At 74.3% G+C, this 15,246-nt stretch carries 15 protein-coding genes and 1 pseudogene; 13 read left to right on the top strand and 3 right to left on the bottom strand.

The annotated features are described in order from the left end of the window. Nucleotides 1–44: 44 nt before the first annotated feature. Nucleotides 45–1,037 (top strand): tripartite tricarboxylate transporter substrate-binding protein, encoded by a 993-nt coding sequence (locus P1K89_RS17255; RefSeq protein ID WP_284617723.1) that lies wholly within the window; start codon nucleotides 45–47, stop codon nucleotides 1,035–1,037. 6 nt (nucleotides 1,038–1,043) lie between these two features. After that, nucleotides 1,044–1,850 carry a YdcF family protein gene (locus tag P1K89_RS17250; RefSeq protein ID WP_284617722.1) on the top strand — a complete coding sequence of 269 codons (807 nt, stop codon included), beginning with the start codon at nucleotides 1,044–1,046 and terminating at the stop codon, nucleotides 1,848–1,850. 18 nt (nucleotides 1,851–1,868) lie between these two features. Here P1K89_RS17250 and P1K89_RS17245 read toward each other — a convergent pair whose 3' ends face one another. After that, nucleotides 1,869–3,134: an MFS transporter gene (locus P1K89_RS17245; RefSeq protein ID WP_284617721.1), complete on the bottom strand. Its 1,266-nt coding sequence runs from the start codon at nucleotides 3,132–3,134 to the stop codon at nucleotides 1,869–1,871. A 200-nt stretch (nucleotides 3,135–3,334) separates the two neighbouring features. On the opposite strand from P1K89_RS17245, the gene P1K89_RS17240 reads away from it, so the two are divergent. The 5 genes and pseudogenes from P1K89_RS17240 to P1K89_RS17220 all read left to right on the top strand — a co-directional run bounded on the left by P1K89_RS17240 (nucleotide 3,335) and on the right by P1K89_RS17220 (nucleotide 7,516). Next, the gene (locus P1K89_RS17240) at nucleotides 3,335–3,901 is read left to right on the top strand and encodes a thermostable hemolysin (RefSeq protein WP_284617720.1); all 567 of its coding nucleotides are present in this window, start codon (nucleotides 3,335–3,337) and stop codon (nucleotides 3,899–3,901) included. Then, a pseudogene (locus P1K89_RS17235) lies at nucleotides 3,898–5,361 on the top strand (AMP-binding protein); the annotation flags it as partial. The gene P1K89_RS17240 and the pseudogene P1K89_RS17235, both read left to right, overlap by 4 nt. Nucleotides 5,362–5,415: 54 nt before the next feature. After that, complete coding sequence (locus tag P1K89_RS17230; RefSeq protein ID WP_284618038.1) at nucleotides 5,416–6,090, top strand: iron-containing redox enzyme family protein; 675 nt, start codon at nucleotides 5,416–5,418, stop codon at nucleotides 6,088–6,090. Next, complete coding sequence (locus P1K89_RS17225) at nucleotides 6,087–6,866, top strand: SDR family oxidoreductase (protein ID WP_284617719.1); 780 nt, start codon at nucleotides 6,087–6,089, stop codon at nucleotides 6,864–6,866. The genes P1K89_RS17230 and P1K89_RS17225 overlap by 4 nt, the downstream gene beginning before the upstream one ends. Then, nucleotides 6,863–7,516 (top strand): tetratricopeptide repeat protein, encoded by a 654-nt coding sequence (locus P1K89_RS17220; protein ID WP_284617718.1) that lies wholly within the window; start codon nucleotides 6,863–6,865, stop codon nucleotides 7,514–7,516. Before P1K89_RS17225 ends, P1K89_RS17220 begins: the two co-directional genes overlap by 4 nt. 22 nt (nucleotides 7,517–7,538) lie before the next feature. Here P1K89_RS17220 and P1K89_RS17215 read toward each other — a convergent pair whose 3' ends face one another. Then, nucleotides 7,539–8,879, bottom strand: coding sequence for an ATP-binding protein (locus tag P1K89_RS17215; protein WP_284617717.1), 1,341 nt, complete (start codon nucleotides 8,877–8,879; stop codon nucleotides 7,539–7,541). Beyond that, nucleotides 8,876–9,583 carry a response regulator gene (locus P1K89_RS17210; RefSeq protein WP_284617716.1) on the bottom strand — a complete coding sequence of 236 codons (708 nt, stop codon included), beginning with the start codon at nucleotides 9,581–9,583 and terminating at the stop codon, nucleotides 8,876–8,878. Before P1K89_RS17210 ends, P1K89_RS17215 begins: the two co-directional genes overlap by 4 nt. Nucleotides 9,584–9,707: 124 nt before the next feature. Between P1K89_RS17210 and P1K89_RS17205 the strand changes: the two genes are divergently transcribed. From P1K89_RS17205 to P1K89_RS17180, 6 genes are all read left to right on the top strand, one after another. Beyond that, entirely contained in the window at nucleotides 9,708–9,911 is a 204-nt protein-coding gene (locus P1K89_RS17205) for a YgaP family membrane protein (protein ID WP_284617715.1), read from the top strand. Nucleotides 9,912–9,916: 5 nt separating this feature from the next. Further along, complete coding sequence (locus P1K89_RS17200; RefSeq protein WP_284617714.1) at nucleotides 9,917–10,402, top strand: OsmC family protein; 486 nt, start codon at nucleotides 9,917–9,919, stop codon at nucleotides 10,400–10,402. Between the two features lie 21 nt (nucleotides 10,403–10,423). Continuing rightward, nucleotides 10,424–11,095 carry a response regulator transcription factor gene (locus P1K89_RS17195; protein ID WP_284617713.1) on the top strand — a complete coding sequence of 224 codons (672 nt, stop codon included), beginning with the start codon at nucleotides 10,424–10,426 and terminating at the stop codon, nucleotides 11,093–11,095. After that, nucleotides 11,052–12,407, top strand: coding sequence for a sensor histidine kinase (locus P1K89_RS17190; RefSeq protein WP_284617712.1), 1,356 nt, complete (start codon nucleotides 11,052–11,054; stop codon nucleotides 12,405–12,407). Before P1K89_RS17195 ends, P1K89_RS17190 begins: the two co-directional genes overlap by 44 nt. Nucleotides 12,408–12,549: 142 nt before the next feature. Beyond that, nucleotides 12,550–12,990 (top strand): (2Fe-2S)-binding protein, encoded by a 441-nt coding sequence (locus P1K89_RS17185; RefSeq protein WP_284617711.1) that lies wholly within the window; start codon nucleotides 12,550–12,552, stop codon nucleotides 12,988–12,990. 11 nt (nucleotides 12,991–13,001) lie between these two features. Beyond that, nucleotides 13,002–15,239 (top strand): xanthine dehydrogenase family protein molybdopterin-binding subunit, encoded by a 2,238-nt coding sequence (locus tag P1K89_RS17180; protein ID WP_284617710.1) that lies wholly within the window; start codon nucleotides 13,002–13,004, stop codon nucleotides 15,237–15,239. The last annotated feature ends 7 nt before the right edge of the window (nucleotides 15,240–15,246 follow it).

Below are 15,246 nucleotides of genomic sequence, written 5' to 3'. Positions count from 1 at the left end.
CCCAATGGTGAACCCCCCATGGTGAACCCCCAAGGAGATCCGCGATGACCCCTGTTCCGAGCCGCCGCCACCTGCTCGCCGTGCCCGGCGCCGCCGCGCTCGCGGCCGCCCTGGCCGCCTTCGCCGGGCCTGCCGCCGCGCAGGACGGCACCGTGCGCATCGTCGTCGGTTATCCCGCCGGCGCCACCTCCGATGCGCTGGCGCGCGTGCTGGCCGAGCAGATGCAGCGCACGCTGAAGCAGCCGGTGATCGTCGAGAACAAGGCCGGCGCCGGCGGGCGCATCGCCAACGAGCTGGTGAAGGCCGCGCCGGCCGACGGCAGCACGCTGCTGATGACGCCGGTGGCGACGATGGCCATCTTTCCGCATTCCTACGCCGGCCAGCTGCGCTACGACCCGTTCAAGGACTTCGCGCCGGTGGCGCACCTGTCCAACTTCCAGATCGGGCTGGGCATCGCCGCGACGGTGCCGGCGAAGACGCTGCCCGAGTACGTCGCCTGGGTGAAGGCCGATCCGAAGGCCAACGGCTTCTACGCCTCCGCCGCGCCGGGCAGCATCCCGCACTTCTTCGGGGTGATGTTCGCCAGCAAGGCCGGCGTCACGCTGACCCACGTGCCGTACAAGGGCACGGCCGCGGCGATGTCGGCGATCGCCGCCGGCGAGGTCGGCGCAATCTCGACGGTTGCCGCCGACATCCGCGCGCTGGTCACCGGCGGCAAGGCGCGCCTGCTGGCGGTGGCCGGCGAGCAGCGCGACGCCAGCTTCCCCGACGTGCCCACCTTCCGCGAGCTCGGCTACGACCTCGTCGCCAAGCCCTGGTACGGCCTCTTCGCGCCGGCCGGCACGCCGGCCGCGGCGGTCGACCGGCTGGCGAAGGCGGCGATGGCCGCGGTGAACGACCCCGGTGTGCACAAGCGCCTGGTCGACATGGGGCTGGAGCCGACCGGCCAAGGCCCCGACCGGCTGGCCGCCGCGCTGAAGGACGACTTCGAGCGCTGGGGGCCGCCGATCAAGGCCTCGGGCTTCAAGGGCGACTGAACACTCGTGAACCAGCTCTTCGAATCGCTCGGCCTCCTCGGCTGGAAGCCGGCGCTGTCGATGCTGGTGCTGCCGCCGGTGCCGCTGCTGGCGCTGATCGTGCTCGGCGTGCTGCTGTCGCGCCGGCACCGGCGCTGGGGCGCCGCGCTGGTGCTGGCCGGCAGCGGCGGGCTCTGGGCACTGTCGACCCCGGCGTTCGCGGCCGCGCTGAAGCAGACGCTGACCACGCCGCCGCCGGTGCTGGCCGAGGCCGACATCGCCGCGCTGTCGCGCACGCCGCAGGCGGCCATCGTCGTGCTCGGCGCGGGACGGCGGCTGGGCTCGCTGGACTACGGTGCGCCGGACCTGTCGATGCTGACGCTGGAGCGCCTGCGCTACGGCCTGTGGCTGGCGCGCCGCACCGGCCTGCCGGTGGCCTACAGCGGCGGCGTGGCCCATGCCAGCCCGGCCGGCGACAGCGAGGCGGTGATCGCGACCCGCGTGGCCGAGCGCGACTTCGGGCAGCGGCTGCGCTGGACCGAGGGCCTGTCGCGCGACACGAACGAGAACGCCCGCCGCACGGTGCCGATGCTGGCCGCGGCCGGCATCCGCCACGTCGTGCTGGTGACGCACGACTTCCACCAGCAGCGTGCGCTCGCCGCCTTTCGCCGCGCCGCGGCGCATGAACGCCTCGCGCTGACGCTGAGCGCCGCGCCGATGGGCGTCAGCCGGCCGGGCACCGGCGAGCTCGGCGACTACCTGCCCTCCGGCGAGGGCCTGCGCCTGGCCACCATCGTGCTGCACGAATGGCTGGGCCGGTTGGCCGGAGCCTGAAGCGCCGGTGGTCGCCGCTCACGCGGGCTGCACGCGCTCCAGCGCAAGCCGGCCGCGACGCGCCCGCAGGAACAGGCCGGCGACGATCGCCAGGTTCAGCAGGTTCCAGCCGATGCCGTTGACGAAGGCCATGCGGTAGGACCCGGTGAGGTCGAAGATCGCGCCCGACAGCCAGCCGCCCAGTGCCATGCCGACCAGCGTGCCGAGCACGATGGTGCCGACGCGCGCGCCCGCCTCGCGCACGGCGAAGTGCTCGCGCACGATGATCGCGTACGAGGGCACGATGCCGCCCTGGAACAGACCGAACAGCGCCGAGACGACGTACAGCGAGCCGAGGCCGTCGAAGGGCAGGAACAGCAGCAGCGCGATGCACTGCAGCGCCGAGCCGAGCAGCAGCGTGCGCAGCCCGCCGATGCGGTCGGCGACCCAGCCCGACGCGAGCCGGCTGACGATGCCGAAGCCCAGCATCAGCGACAGCATCTGCGCGCCGCGCGCCGGCCCGTAGCCGAGCCCGGTGCAGTAGGCGACGATGTGCACCTGCGGCATCGCCATCGCGACGCAGCAGCCGATGCCGGCAACGAACAGCCACGCCTGCGCGCGGCCCGGCGCCAGGCCGAAGGGGCGGTCCGGCCCCTGCCCGCTCGACGACGACGCCGCCATCGCCGGCGCCGGCTGCACCGCGGGCGGCCGCTGCCGCAGCAGCAGGCTCAGCAGCGCCATCGCCAGCCCGGTGGCGAGGCCGAAGACCACGTAGGTCGGCCGCCAGCCGTGGGCGTCGAGGCCCCACTGCACCAGCGGCGGCCAGATCGCGCCGGCCAGGTAGTTGCCGCTGGCGCAGACCGCCACCGCGATGCCGCGGCGCCGGTGCCACCACAGCCCGGTGTCGGCGATCAGCGGCACGAACGCGCTGGCGACACCGAGCAGGCCCAGCAGCAGCGCATGCGCCAGCGTGAACAGCACGATGTGGTTCGACACGCTCGCCAGCACGAAGCCGGCGACCACCGCCGCCGCGCCGATCTGCACGACGCGCGCGATGCCGTAGCGGTCCGCCCAGCGGCCGCAGAGCACGCCGCCGAGGCCGAAGCCGATCATCGTCGCGGTGTAGGGCAGCGAGGCGCCCGAGCGCGAGACCCCGAACTCGCCCTGCACGACGGTGAGCACGACCGGCAGCACGTACATCGCGGCATTGCCGAGCGTGGCGACGGCCAGCACCACCAGCAGCCGCCAGGCCGCGGTGCGGGAGTCGATCAGGGCCGGGTCGGCCGGGGCGGTCGAGGACTTCACCGCGCGAGAGTCTAGGGCCACCGCCGCTTAAGGTCCGCTTCATCGTCAGCGACGAACATCGACCGCGTCGTCCGGCGCCCGTGGCTGCCGGTTTCCCGAACGCACCAGGAGCCGGCTTGTCGGCCTCATGCCTTTCGCGGCCGCCGCTGAGCGCGCCCCCCCTTGACAGTGCACCGTCGCCCGCTGCCGGCGAGCGCTCAGTGCTGGCCATCGTCGATCGCGCGCATCCGCGCCGGGCGGCCGTCGAGGCCTTCATCCAGGACGTGTATGCCGCGCGTTATGGCGCCCGCGTGCGCGAGTTCATGCCCACGCTGGTGGCCACGCTCGATGCCGACGGCGGGCTGCTGGCCGCAGCCGGTTACCGCGGCGCGGGCGCACAGGCGCTGTTCCTCGAGCGCTACCTCGCGCGACCGGTCGAGCAGCTGCTGGCGCCCGACGCCCGGCGCGCACCGGCGCGCGAGCGCATCGTCGAGGTCGGCCACCTCGCGGCCGCGCAGGCCGGCCAGGGCCGGCGCCTCGTGCTGCAGCTCGGCCCGCACCTGGCGAACGAAGGCTTCGAGTGGGTGGTCAGCACGCTGACCGAAGAGCTGCGCCAGCTCTTCGCGCGGCTGGGCCTGGCCTCGGTGGCACTGGGCATCGCCGATCCGACGCTGCTCGGGCCGCAGGCCGCTGACTGGGGACGTTATTACGAGCACCGCCCGCTGGTGCTCGCCGGCCAGATCGCGACCGCGCTGCCGGTGCTGGCGCGGCGACGGAGCGCGGCATGACCGCCGCCCACCCCCCCGCACACGCTGCCGCGGATCGCCCTGTGCTGGACGACGGCCGTCGGGCCTGGTCGGCCGCGGCGCTCGCGGCCGCCGTCGCGGAGGCCGCCGACGGGCTGCGCGCCGACGGCACGCGCGTGCTGGCGACCGCGCTCGACAACGGCACGCCCTTCGTCGTGCTCGACGAGGCGGCCGCGCAGGCCGGCGTGGTGCACGTGCCTTTGCCGCTGTTCTTCACGCCCGACCAGCTGCGCCATGCGCTGCAGGCGGCGGGCGTCGACAGCCTCGTCGTGGCGCCGGCCTTCGCGGCGCGCTGGCCGGTGCTGCCGTGGTCGCCGGTGACGGTCGCGGGCGAGACGCTGATGCGCGCCGCGCTGCCGGCCCGTGCCGTGACGCTGCCGCCGGGAACCACCAAGATCACCTTCACCTCCGGCACCACCGGCGCGCCCAAGGGCGTCTGCCTGTCGGCTTCGGCGCTCGACGCGGTGGCCGACGGCCTGGTGCAGGCGCTGGCGCCGCTGCAGATCGCACGCCACCTGAACGCCCTGCCCTTCGCGGTGCTGCTGGAGAACATCGCCGGCGTGATGGCGCCGCGGCGCCACGGCGCCACGCTGCTGGTGCGGCCGCTCGCCGAACTGGGGCTCGAAGGCTCGTCGCGCTTCGATGCCGCGCGCTTCGCGGCCGCGGTGGACGCGCTGCAGCCGCACAGCCTGATCCTGCTGCCGCAGATGCTGCGCGCCTGGTGCGGCCACCTCGCCCAGGCCGGCCGCCGCGCGCCGGCGTCGCTGAAGATCGTCGCCGTCGGCGGTGCCGCGGTCGGTGAGGACCTGGTGCGCGCCGCGATGGCCCTGGGCATCCCGGCGTGTGAAGGCTACGGCCTGTCCGAGGGCGCCTCGGTGCAGACGCTGAACCTGCCCGGCGCGCAGCGCCCCGGCAGCGCCGGCCGGCCGCTGCCGCATGCACGCGTGCGGGTGAACGACGGCGGCGAGATCGAGATCGCCGGCAGCCTGTTCAGCGGCTACCTCGGCGACGATCCGGGCCGCGGCGCGCACGAACCGTTGCCGGCGGGCGCTGCCGAGCCGCTGCCGACATGGTGGCCCACCGGCGACCTCGGCGTCATCGACGAGGACGGCTTAGTGCACGTGCACGGCCGGCGCCGCAACGTGCTGATCACCGCTTTCGGCCGCAACGTGTCGCCCGAGTGGGTCGAGACCGCGCTGCGCGGCCAGCCGGCCGTCGCGCAGGCGGTGGTGCTGGGCGACGGCCAGCCCGTGCTCGCCGCGGTGCTTTGGCCGCTGTCTTCGGACGTCAGCGATGCCGCGCTGCGGCAGGCCGTCGACACGGCGAATGCCGGGCTGCCCGACTACGCCCGCATCGGCCGCTGGGTGCGCGGCGTCGCGCCCTTCGACGCCGCCAGCGGCTTCGCCACGCCCAACGGCCGGCCGCAGCGCGCGGCCGTGCTCGCCGCCCATGCCGCCGCGCTGGGCCTTCCCTCTCCTGTTGCCCCACCTGCCGCCATGCGCTTTCACGACCGACTGCTCGCCGACACCGCGGCCGCCCGCCAGGGCCTGCTCGCGACGCCCATCATCCAGGGCGCGCTGGCCGGCCGTGTCTCGGTGGCCAGCTACATCGCCTTCCTGACCGAGGCCTACCACCACGTGCGCCACACGGTGCCGCTGCTGAAGGCGGCACGCGACGCCCTGCGCCCGCACCAGGCCTGGCTGCGCGACGCGCTCGACGAGTACGTCGACGAGGAGGCCGGCCACGACGAATGGATCCTGAACGACATCGCCGCCTGCGGCGGTGATGCCGAGGCCGTGCGCCATGGCCCGCCCGGGCATGCCACCGAGGTGATGGTGGCCTATGCCTACGACACCATCGCCCGGGTCAACCCGGTGGCCTTCTTCGGCATGGTGCACGTGCTCGAGGGCACCAGCGTCTCGCTGGCGCTGATGGCCGCCGACGCGATCCAGAAGCCGCTCGGCCTGCCGGACTCGGCCTTCAGCTACCTGCGTTCGCACGGCACGCTGGACCAGCAGCACACCGCGACCTTCGCGCTGCTGATGGACCAGATCGACGATGCGCGCGACCGGGCCGACATCGTGCATGCCGCACGCGCCTTCTACCGCCTGTACGGCGAGGTCTTCCGCGGCCTGCCGCTGCCGCAGGCCGCCGAGGAGCTCGCAGCATGAGGCTTGCCGACGCGCGCGTGCTGCTCACCGGCGCCTCCGGTGGCATCGGCCGCGCCGCCGGCGCGGCGCTGCAGCAGGCCGGCGCCGCGGTGCTCGGGGTCGGGCGCGCGCCCGCCGGGAGCGGACCCGAGGCCTGGCTGCAGGCCGACCTGACCCGCCCCGAGGGCATCGCCGCGGTGGCGGCCGCGGCGGCCCGCTGGCAGGCCAACGTGGTCGTGATGGCGGCCGGCGTGCCGGCCTTCGGCCCGCTGGCGGAACAGTCGCCGACGGCGCTGCGCGCGGCGGTCGAGACCAACCTCGTCGCGCCGATGCTGCTGGCGCAGGCGCTGCTGCCGCAGCTGCTGGCGCAGGAAAAGGCGCAGCTGGTCTTCGTCGGCTCGGCGCTCGGCCGCATCGGGCTGCCGGGCTTCAGCGTCTACGGCGCGAGCAAGGGCGGCCTGCATGTCTTCGCCGAGGCGCTGCGCCGCGAGCTCGCCGGCGGCCCGGTGATCGTGCAGACGCTGGGCCCGCGCAGCACGCGCACCGCCTTCAACGGCCGCGCCGTCGACCACTACAACACGGCCACCGGCACCGCGATGGATCCACCGCAGCGCGTGGCCGACGCGCTGGTCGAGCTGATCCGCAGCGAACGGGCCGAGCGCTTCATCGGTTATCCGGAACGCCTGGCGGTGCGACTGAACGGCGCGCTGGGCGCCGGCATGGACGGGGCCTTCACCCGCCACCGCCGCAGCCTGGCCGCCGCCACGCTGAAACCCGCATCGAAAGGACAGGCATGAGCACCTCCCGAATCCTCCGCCTTGCCGCCGCGGCGGCTTTCGCCCTCGCATGGGCGCTGCCTGCCGCCTTCGCCGCGCCGGTCGACGACGCGGTGACCGAGCTGCAGCGCGACTGGGAAGTCATCCGCTACCAGACGCCGGCGCCCGAGCGGGAGAAGCGCTTCGAGGCGCTGGCCGCCCGCGCGCAGAAGGTGGCCGAGGCCTTTCCGGCGCGCAGCGAGCCGCTGGTCTGGCAGGGCATCATCGTCAGCAGCTGGGCCGGCGAAAAGGGCGGCATCGGCGCCCTCGGCCTGGTGAAGCAGGCCAAGGGCCTGTACGAGCAGGCGATCCGCCTCGACGGCAACGCGCTCGACGGCTCGGCCTACAACAGCCTGGGCGTGCTGTACTACAAGGTGCCGGGCTGGCCGCTCGGCTTCGGCGACAAGGACAAGGCCCGCGAGCTGCTGCAGAAGGCGCTGGCGATCAGCCCGCAGGGCATCGACGCGAACTTCTTCTTCGCCGAGTACCTGGTCGAGACGCGGCATGCCGACGAGGCGATGCCCTACCTCGAGCGCGTGCTGCAGGCGCCGCCGCGGCCGGGCCGGCAGATCGCCGACAGCGGCCGGCGCGAGGAGGCGCGGGCGCTGATGGCGAAGATCCGCTCGAACTGACGGCCTCGGGCGGCGCCCGACCTCATGCCGGCGCGTCCCCGGCCAGCCGCAGCGCGGCCACCACGCCCTGCCCGCCGGCGCGCGGGCGGTAGTCCAGCCGCAGGCCGTGCAGCTGCGCGATGCGCTGCACGATCGACACGCCCAGGCCGCTGCCGGACTCGGCCTGGCCCTCGCGGCGGTGGAAACGTTCGCCCAGGTGCAACAGCACCTCCTGCGGCAGCGGCGGTCCGTCGTTCTCGACGCTGAAGCCCGCGCCGTCGAAGCGCAGGCCCACCGCGCTGCCCTCGGGCGCATAGCGCACCGCGTTGTCGAGCAGGTTGCGCAGCAGCACGACCATCAGGTCGGCATCACCCTGCAGCGCGAACGGCGGCGTGCCGGCCGGCGGCCAGTCGCAGGCCAGCTCGATGCGGCGGCGCTCGGCCAGCGGCAGCACGTCGCTCATCGCCTGCTCGACCAGCCGCGGCCAGTCGATCGGCGTCGAGCGCGGAAGGCGGTCGGTGGCCTCCAGCCGCGCCAGCGCCAGCAGCTGCGACACCAGGCGGTCCATGCGGTCGAGCCCGGCGCCCAGGCGGGCGACCGCACGGCCGCGCTCGGCCTCGTCGCGGGCCTGGCGCAGCACGTCCCACTGCGCACGCAGCACGGCCAGCGGCGTGCGCAGCTCGTGCGCCGCATCGGCGGTGAAGCGGCGCTCGCGCGCCAGCGTGGCCTCGATGCGCGTGAACAGGCCGTTCATCGCCTGCAGCAGCGGCCGCAGCTCGGCCGGGGCCCGTTCGGCGGCCATCGGCTGCAGCGCGTCGGCGCCGCGGCCGTGCACCTCGTCGGTGATCTGCCGCACCGGCGCCAGGGCCTGCCGCACGGCCCAGGCCATCGCGATCATCAGCAGCGGCAGCACGGCGAGCCAGGGCACGATCTGGCTGGCCAACAGGTTGCGCACCAGCTCGTCGCGCTCGTACTCAAGCTGGCCCGCGGCCACCAGCCATTCGCCGTGCGGCGACTGCAGGTAGTACACGCGCCAGCGGTTGCCGTCGAGCGTCAGGTCGACGAAACCGGTGGCGTCGCTGCGGCGCGGCAGCTGCACGCCCTCGCGGTCGACCATCAGCAGCTTGCCTTCGGCGTTCCACACCGCGACCGCCAGGTCGCGCAGGTCGGCCTCGCCGCTGGCGTCCGGCGGCGGCGCGGGCGCCCCGTCGATGCGCACCCCGGCGAGCGTCGACTGCACCTGCCGCGCGAGCCGGATGATCTCGGAATCGAACAGCTCGTTGACCTCGTGCCGGGCGCGGTCGGCGGAGGCCAGCAGCGCCAGCCCCCAGACCAGCGGCGCGCACAGCAGCAGGTAGACGAGCAGGCGGCGCTGCAGGCTCACGCGGCCCCCTTGGGCCGGCGGCCCGTGGCCTCGGAGGCGCCGACCGCCTCGCCCAGCGCATACCCGACGCCGCGCACCGTGCGCACGATGCCGGGATGGATCTTGCGGCGCAGGTGGTGCACGTGGACCTCGAGCGCGTTGCTCTCGGGCTCGCTGCCGCTCCAGTCGTACAGCTTCTCGAGCAGGACCTCCTTCGACAGCACGCGCTGCGGGTGCGACATCAGCACCTCCAGCAGCGCCAGCTCGCGCGCGGTGAGCTCGACCTCGCGGTCCTGCCAGCGCACGCGCCGCGCCGCCGGGTCGTAGTCGAGCGCGCCGTGCGACCACACCGCCTGCGCGCGGCCGGCGGTGCGGCGCAGCAGGGCCCGCAGGCGGGCGGCCAGCTCGTCGACCGAGATCGGCTTGATCAGGTAGTCGTCCGCGCCGGCGTCCAGCCCCGCGATGCGCTGCTCGACACCGTCGCGCGCGGTGAGGATCAGCACCGGCAGCGTGCTGCCGCGCTCGCGCCAGCGGCGCAGCCAGGTCATGCCGTCGGCGCCGGGCAGGCCGAGGTCGAGCACCATCGCGTCGTAGGGCGCGGCGGCGATCGCCGCATCGGCCTGGGCGCCGTCGCGGAACCAGTCGACGCCGTGCCCGGCCTGGCGCAGGCCGAGCGCGAGTGGTTCGCCCAGGTCGGGGTCGTCTTCGATGATGAGCAGGCGCATGGCAGCACGGAATCTAGCGCGTGCCGATGAATCCCGGCTTGCGGGGGCGCGGACTGACGTGCATCAATCTCCATCAGTGGTCGCTGATGGACGATTCGACCAGTCAACCAAGCAGGAGGTCTGCATGAAGGTCAACGTGGGGTCCCTCGACCGGGGGCTTCGAATCGTCGCCGGCCTGGCGCTCATCGCCCTGGCCGTCACCGGCACCATCGGTGCGTGGGGCTGGATCGGCGTGGTGCTGCTGGCCACCGGCCTGTTCCGCTTCTGTCCGGCGTACGGCCTGTTGGGCGTCGACACCTGCCCGGCCTCCGCCGGCCGCAAGCCGTGAGTCCCGTGAGCGAGGGCGGATTCAGCCTCGAGCTTCGGCAGCAGTCGGACTTCGCCTTCGAGGTCGACTTCCGCGACGCGGCGCTGCCGCCGCTGCACACCGACGAGCCGCCACCGCTCGGACAGGGCACCGGGCCCAACCCGGCGCGCCTGCTGGCCGCGGCGGTGGCCAACTGCCTGGCGGCCAGCCTGCTGTTCGCGCTGCGCAAGTTCAGGAATCCGGCCGAGCCGCTGCGGGCGGTGGCCACGCTGTCGATGGCGCGCAATGCGCAGAACCGGCTGCGCATCGCCCGCATCGGCGTCGACCTGCACCTCGGCGCGCCGGCGCACGACCTGCATGCGCTCGACCGCGTGCTCGGCCAGTTCGAGGACTTCTGCATCGTCACGCAGAGCGTGCGGGCCGGCATCCCGGTCGACGTGCGCGTGATCGACGCCGCCGGGACGGTGCTGAAAGGCGCCGATGCCGCGGTGGCCGAGCCGGTGCCGGCCTGAGTCGCGGGACACGCTGGGCGGATGCGGGCGCTGCACATCCTGCTGGTGGAAGACGACGCCGACCTCGCGCAGGCGGTGGCTGCCCATCTGCGCGCGGCCGGCCATGCCGTGACGAGCTGCCGGCACGTCGGCGATGCGCGCGCCGCGGCGGCGGACCTGGTGCTGCTCGACCTCGCGCTGCCCGACGGCGAAGGCCTGGCGCTGCTGCGCGAATGGCGCTCCGCCGGCGACCCGCGCCCGGTGATCGTGCTGTCCGCGCGCGAGCAGCTGTCCGACCGCCTGCGAGCGCTGCGCGACGGCGCCGACGACTACTTGGTCAAGCCCTTCGACCTCGACGAGATGCTCGCGCGCATCGACGCCGTCGCCCGCCGTGCCGGCCGGCCGCCGAGGCAGGCGCTGCGCATCGGCAACGTGCTGCTCGACCCGGCCGCGCGCCACGCCAGCCGGAGCGGCGCGCCGATCGACCTGACGGCGATGGAGTGGTCGGTGATCGCGTGCCTGGCCGGGCGGCCCGGCCGCATCTACGGTCGCAGCGACATCGAGCACGCCCTCGCCGCCGCGGGGCTCGGCGATGCCGACAGCAATTCACTCGAGGTGATCGTCAGCCGGCTGCGCAAGAAGCTCGGCCCGCGCGCGATCAGCACGCACCGTGGACTCGGCTATCGCCTCGAGCTCCCTTCCGACGCCGCCTGAGGCCGGGCGCCGCTGGAGCCTGCAGCAGCGGCTGTGGCGGCACCTGCTGGCGCTGCTGGTCGCCGGCTGGCTCGTCGCCGGAGCGGCGGCCACGGCCGGCCTGATGCACGAGATCAACGAGGTGCTCGACGGCGCGCTGCAGCAGACCGCGTCGCGGCTGCTGGCGATGCCCGACGCGGTGGCGTCCGGCCCGACGGTCGCGCCCGGTACCTGGCCGCCCGGCGAACACGGCGACTTCGTCAGCTGGCAGCTGTTCGACCGCGACGGCCGGCTGCGGCTGCGATCGGCGCGCGCACCGGACGCACCGATGGACCCGCGCGGCAGCGACGGCCTGCACGACCGCGGCCCGTGGCACGTGCTGACGCTCACTGCCGCCGATGGCCGCCGCGTGCAGGTGGCCGAGACGGTGAGCCACCGGCGCGAAGTGCTGTGGCACGCGCTGCGCTGGCTGCTGCTCGCGCTGCTGGCGGCACTGCCGGCGGTCGCGCTGCTGCTGCGCTGGCTGATCCGCCGCGCCTTCGCCGACGTCGAGCACGCCCGCCATGCGCTGGAAAGCCTCGACGTCCAGCGCCTGGAACCGCTGGCGCTGCCCCATCTGCCCGACGAGCTGCAGCCGTGGTTACGTGGCACCAACGCGTTATTGACGCGGCTTCGGCAGTTGATCGAGGCCGAACGCACGCTGGCGCTGCACACCGCGCACGAGCTGCGCACGCCGCTGGCCGCGGCCCGGGCGCAGGCCCAGCGGCTGGCCGCCGTGACGCCCGACGACGCCGCGCGCGGCCATGCGCAGGCGCTGGTGCGCCAGATCGACCGCCTGACCCGGCTCGCGGCCCGGCTGCTGCAGCGGGCGCGGCTCGAATCGGGCGTCGCGCTGCGGCGCGAGCCGGTCGACCTGGCCGAGCTGGCACGCCTGGTCGCCGACGAGTTCGACGCCGAGCGCCGCGCCGGCCGGTTGCAGCTGCAGCTGCCGGCGTCGCGCGTGGTCGTCGAGGGCGACCTCGATGCGCTGGCCATCGCGCTGCGCAACCTGATCGAGAACGCGCTGCGCCACGGCGGCGCGGCGGCGCAGGTGGACGTCATCGCGGAAGCCGGCCCGCCGGCGCGGCTGGTGGTGCAGGACGACGGCCCCGGCGTGGCGCCCGACGTGCTGCCGACGCTGGTCCGGCGCTTCGAGCGCGGGCACGCGGCGCGCGAAGGCAGCGGCCTCGGCCTGGCGATCGTCGACGCGATCGCCCGGCAGGCGGGCCTGCGCCTCGTGCTGAGCTCGCCCGTGGCGCTGGGCCGCGGCCTGCGCGCCGAGCTGCGGTTCTGAGCCGCGCTCCCGGAACCGCACACGCCTCATACAAAACGTTTCGCGCGGCCGCCCTCGCCGTTCAGCTTCGGTTCATCGCGGTGCAGACGATGCGTCGCACGCCGCAGCATCGCGGCGCGGGACGTCGGAAGGAGAGAAGCGAATGCTCAGCTACACGCTGAACGTCAACGGCAAGGATCACGTCGTCGAGGTGCGCAGCGCCGAGATGCCGCTGCTGTGGGTGCTGCGCGACCTGATCGGGCTGACCGGCACCAAGTACGGCTGCGGCATCGAGGTGTGCGGGGCCTGCACCGTGTGGGTCGACGGCGAGCCGAAGAAGTCGTGCGACATGGACGTGTCGTCGGCCGCCGGCCGCCGCATCACGACGATCGAGGGGCTGTCGCCGGACCGCAGCCACCCGGCGCAGGTGGCGTGGATCAAGCACCAGGTGCCGCAGTGCGGCTTCTGCCAGTCGGGCGTGCTGATGCGCGTGGCCGGGGCGATGCGCGCGGGCCACCACGGCAGCGAGATCGCCGGCGAGATCGAGAACGTCTGCGTCTGCGGCACCTACCAGCGCATGAAGCGTGCGCTGGCCGACCTGTGAAGGAGGCGGCGATGCAGGACATGCTCCCCACGCTCGACCGCCGCGGCTTCCTCGGCACCGGCGGCGCCCTCACGCTGGGACTCGTGCTGCCGGCGGCCAGCCGCCTCGAGGCGGCCACCGATCCGGCGCCGACGCAGGTCAACGCCTGGCTGACGATCGGCAGCGACGACCGCATCACGCTGGCGATCGGCAGCTCCGACATGGGCCAGGGCTCGTTCGCCGGCCTGGCGCAGGTGCTGTGCGAGGACCTGATGGTCGACCCGGCGCGCGTGAAGCTGGTGCAGGGCGGGCCGACGCTGAAGACGCCGGCGCCGGTCGGCACGGCGATCAACACCGTCGGCAGCGGCGTCACGCGCAACAACTTCTGGCGCCTGCGCGATGCCGGCGCGATCGCCCGCGAGACGCTGGTGGCGGCGGCGATGGCGCAGATCGGCGATGCCAGCCGCTCCAACTACACCGTCGACAACGGCGTGATCCGCCACGGCCCGAGCGGCGCGACCCGCCGCTACGGCGAGGTGGCGGCGGCGGCCGCGTTGCTGCCACCGCCGGCATCGGCCGCGCTGGTGCCGGACGCGCAGTTCCGCTGCATCGGCAAGACCTTCGCCCGGCCCGACATTCCGCCGAAGGTCGACGGCAGCGCGGTCTACGGGCTCGACGTGCGCGTGCCCGGCATGGTGTACGCGGTGATCCGCCACTGTCCGAGCATCGGCGGCCGGCTTGCGGCGACGCCGGCCACGCCGGCCGGCGCCATTGCCGTCGTGCCGACGCAGGTCAAGCCGGGTCTCGGCCGCGGCGCCGAGGCGGTGGGCAACGTCAACGCGGTGGCGGTGGTGTCGACCAGCACCTGGGACGCCTGGCAGGCCGCGCGCCGGCTGTCGGTGAAGTGGACGCTGCCCGCCGACGTCGCCGCGCTGAACAGCGCGCAGTTCATGGCCGACGCGCAGGCGCTGATGACCGGCGCGAAACCCTACGTGGCCGGCGCCGCGAACCCGCCGGGCACGCTGTACACGGTCGAGCGCAGCACCGCCGACGCGGCGGCGGCGATCACGCGCGCGGGCAAGGTGGTCGAGGCCACCTACGCGCTGCCCTACGTCGCGCATGCCTGCATGGAGGTGCTCAACTGCACGGTCGACTACCGCGCCGGCGAGCGCTGCGAGGTGTGGGCGCCGACGCAGTCCGCGCGCGGCGCGCTGTCGCTGGTCGTCGCGCTGACCGGGCTGGCGCCCGAGCAGATCGTCTTCCACACCACGTACCTCGGCGGTGGCCTGGGGCGCAAGGCCGAGCAGGACTTCATCAGCCAGGCGGTGCAGGTGGCGATGGCGCTGCAGCGGCCGGTCAAGCTGATGTGGCCGCGCGAGGAGGACTTCGCGCACGACCAGTACCGGCCGATGGCGCTGGTCAAGGCCCGCGCCGGCCTCGACGCCGGTGGCGCGATCGCCGGCTGGACCTACCGCAACGTATCGCCGTCGATCCTCGCGCAGCGCGGCGCCGTGCTCGGCGCCACCGGCGACAGCCAGGGCTACGAAGGCGCCCATGCCCTGCCCTACAGCTTCGGCGCGCGGCTGACCGAGTACGTGAGCCATCCGTCGCCGGTGCCGGTGGGCTTCTGGCGCTCGGTCGGCGCATCGATCAACACCTTCGCGGTGGAGTCGATGATCGACGAGCTCGCCGCGGCGGCCGGGCAGGACCCGTACCAGTTCCGCCGCGCGCGCCTGACCGATCCCCGCTGGATCGCGGTGCTGGAGGCGGCGGCCGCGCTCGGCGGCTGGTCGACGCCGCCGGCCGCCGGCCGCGCGCGCGGCATCGCGATCGGCAGCGCGTTCAACAGCATCGTCGCGCAGGTGGTCGAGGTCGGGAAGTCGAGCAGCGGCCAGGTCCGCGTGCTGAAGTGTGCCGTGGCGATCGACTGTTATCTCGCGGTCAGCCCGGGCTCGGTGGAGGCCCAGCTGGTCGGCGGCGTCGTGCACGGCCTCAATGCCGCGCTCTACGGCCGGCAGACCTTCGTCAACGGCTCCGCGCAGGTGAAGAACTTCAACGCCAGCCGGATGATCCGGCTCAACGAGATGCCGGAGGTCCGGGTGACGATCCTGCCGGCCCCGGCGCAGGCCGACCGCGCGGTGGCGATCGGCGGGGTCGGCGAGCTCGGCGTGCCGACGCTCGCACCGGCGCTGGCCAACGCCTGGTCGCGCCTGACCGGGCAGCGCGTGCGCACGCTGCCGTTCTACCCGACGGCGACGATGGGCGACTGACGGTCAC

The organism is Aquabacterium humicola, from assembly GCF_030167915.1.
In the GTDB taxonomy this organism is placed as follows: Bacteria; Pseudomonadota; Gammaproteobacteria; order Burkholderiales; family Burkholderiaceae_C; genus Pseudaquabacterium; species Pseudaquabacterium humicola.
Note: the sequence above shows the minus strand (reverse complement) of the source record. Positions and strands in the feature narration are given on the sequence as shown.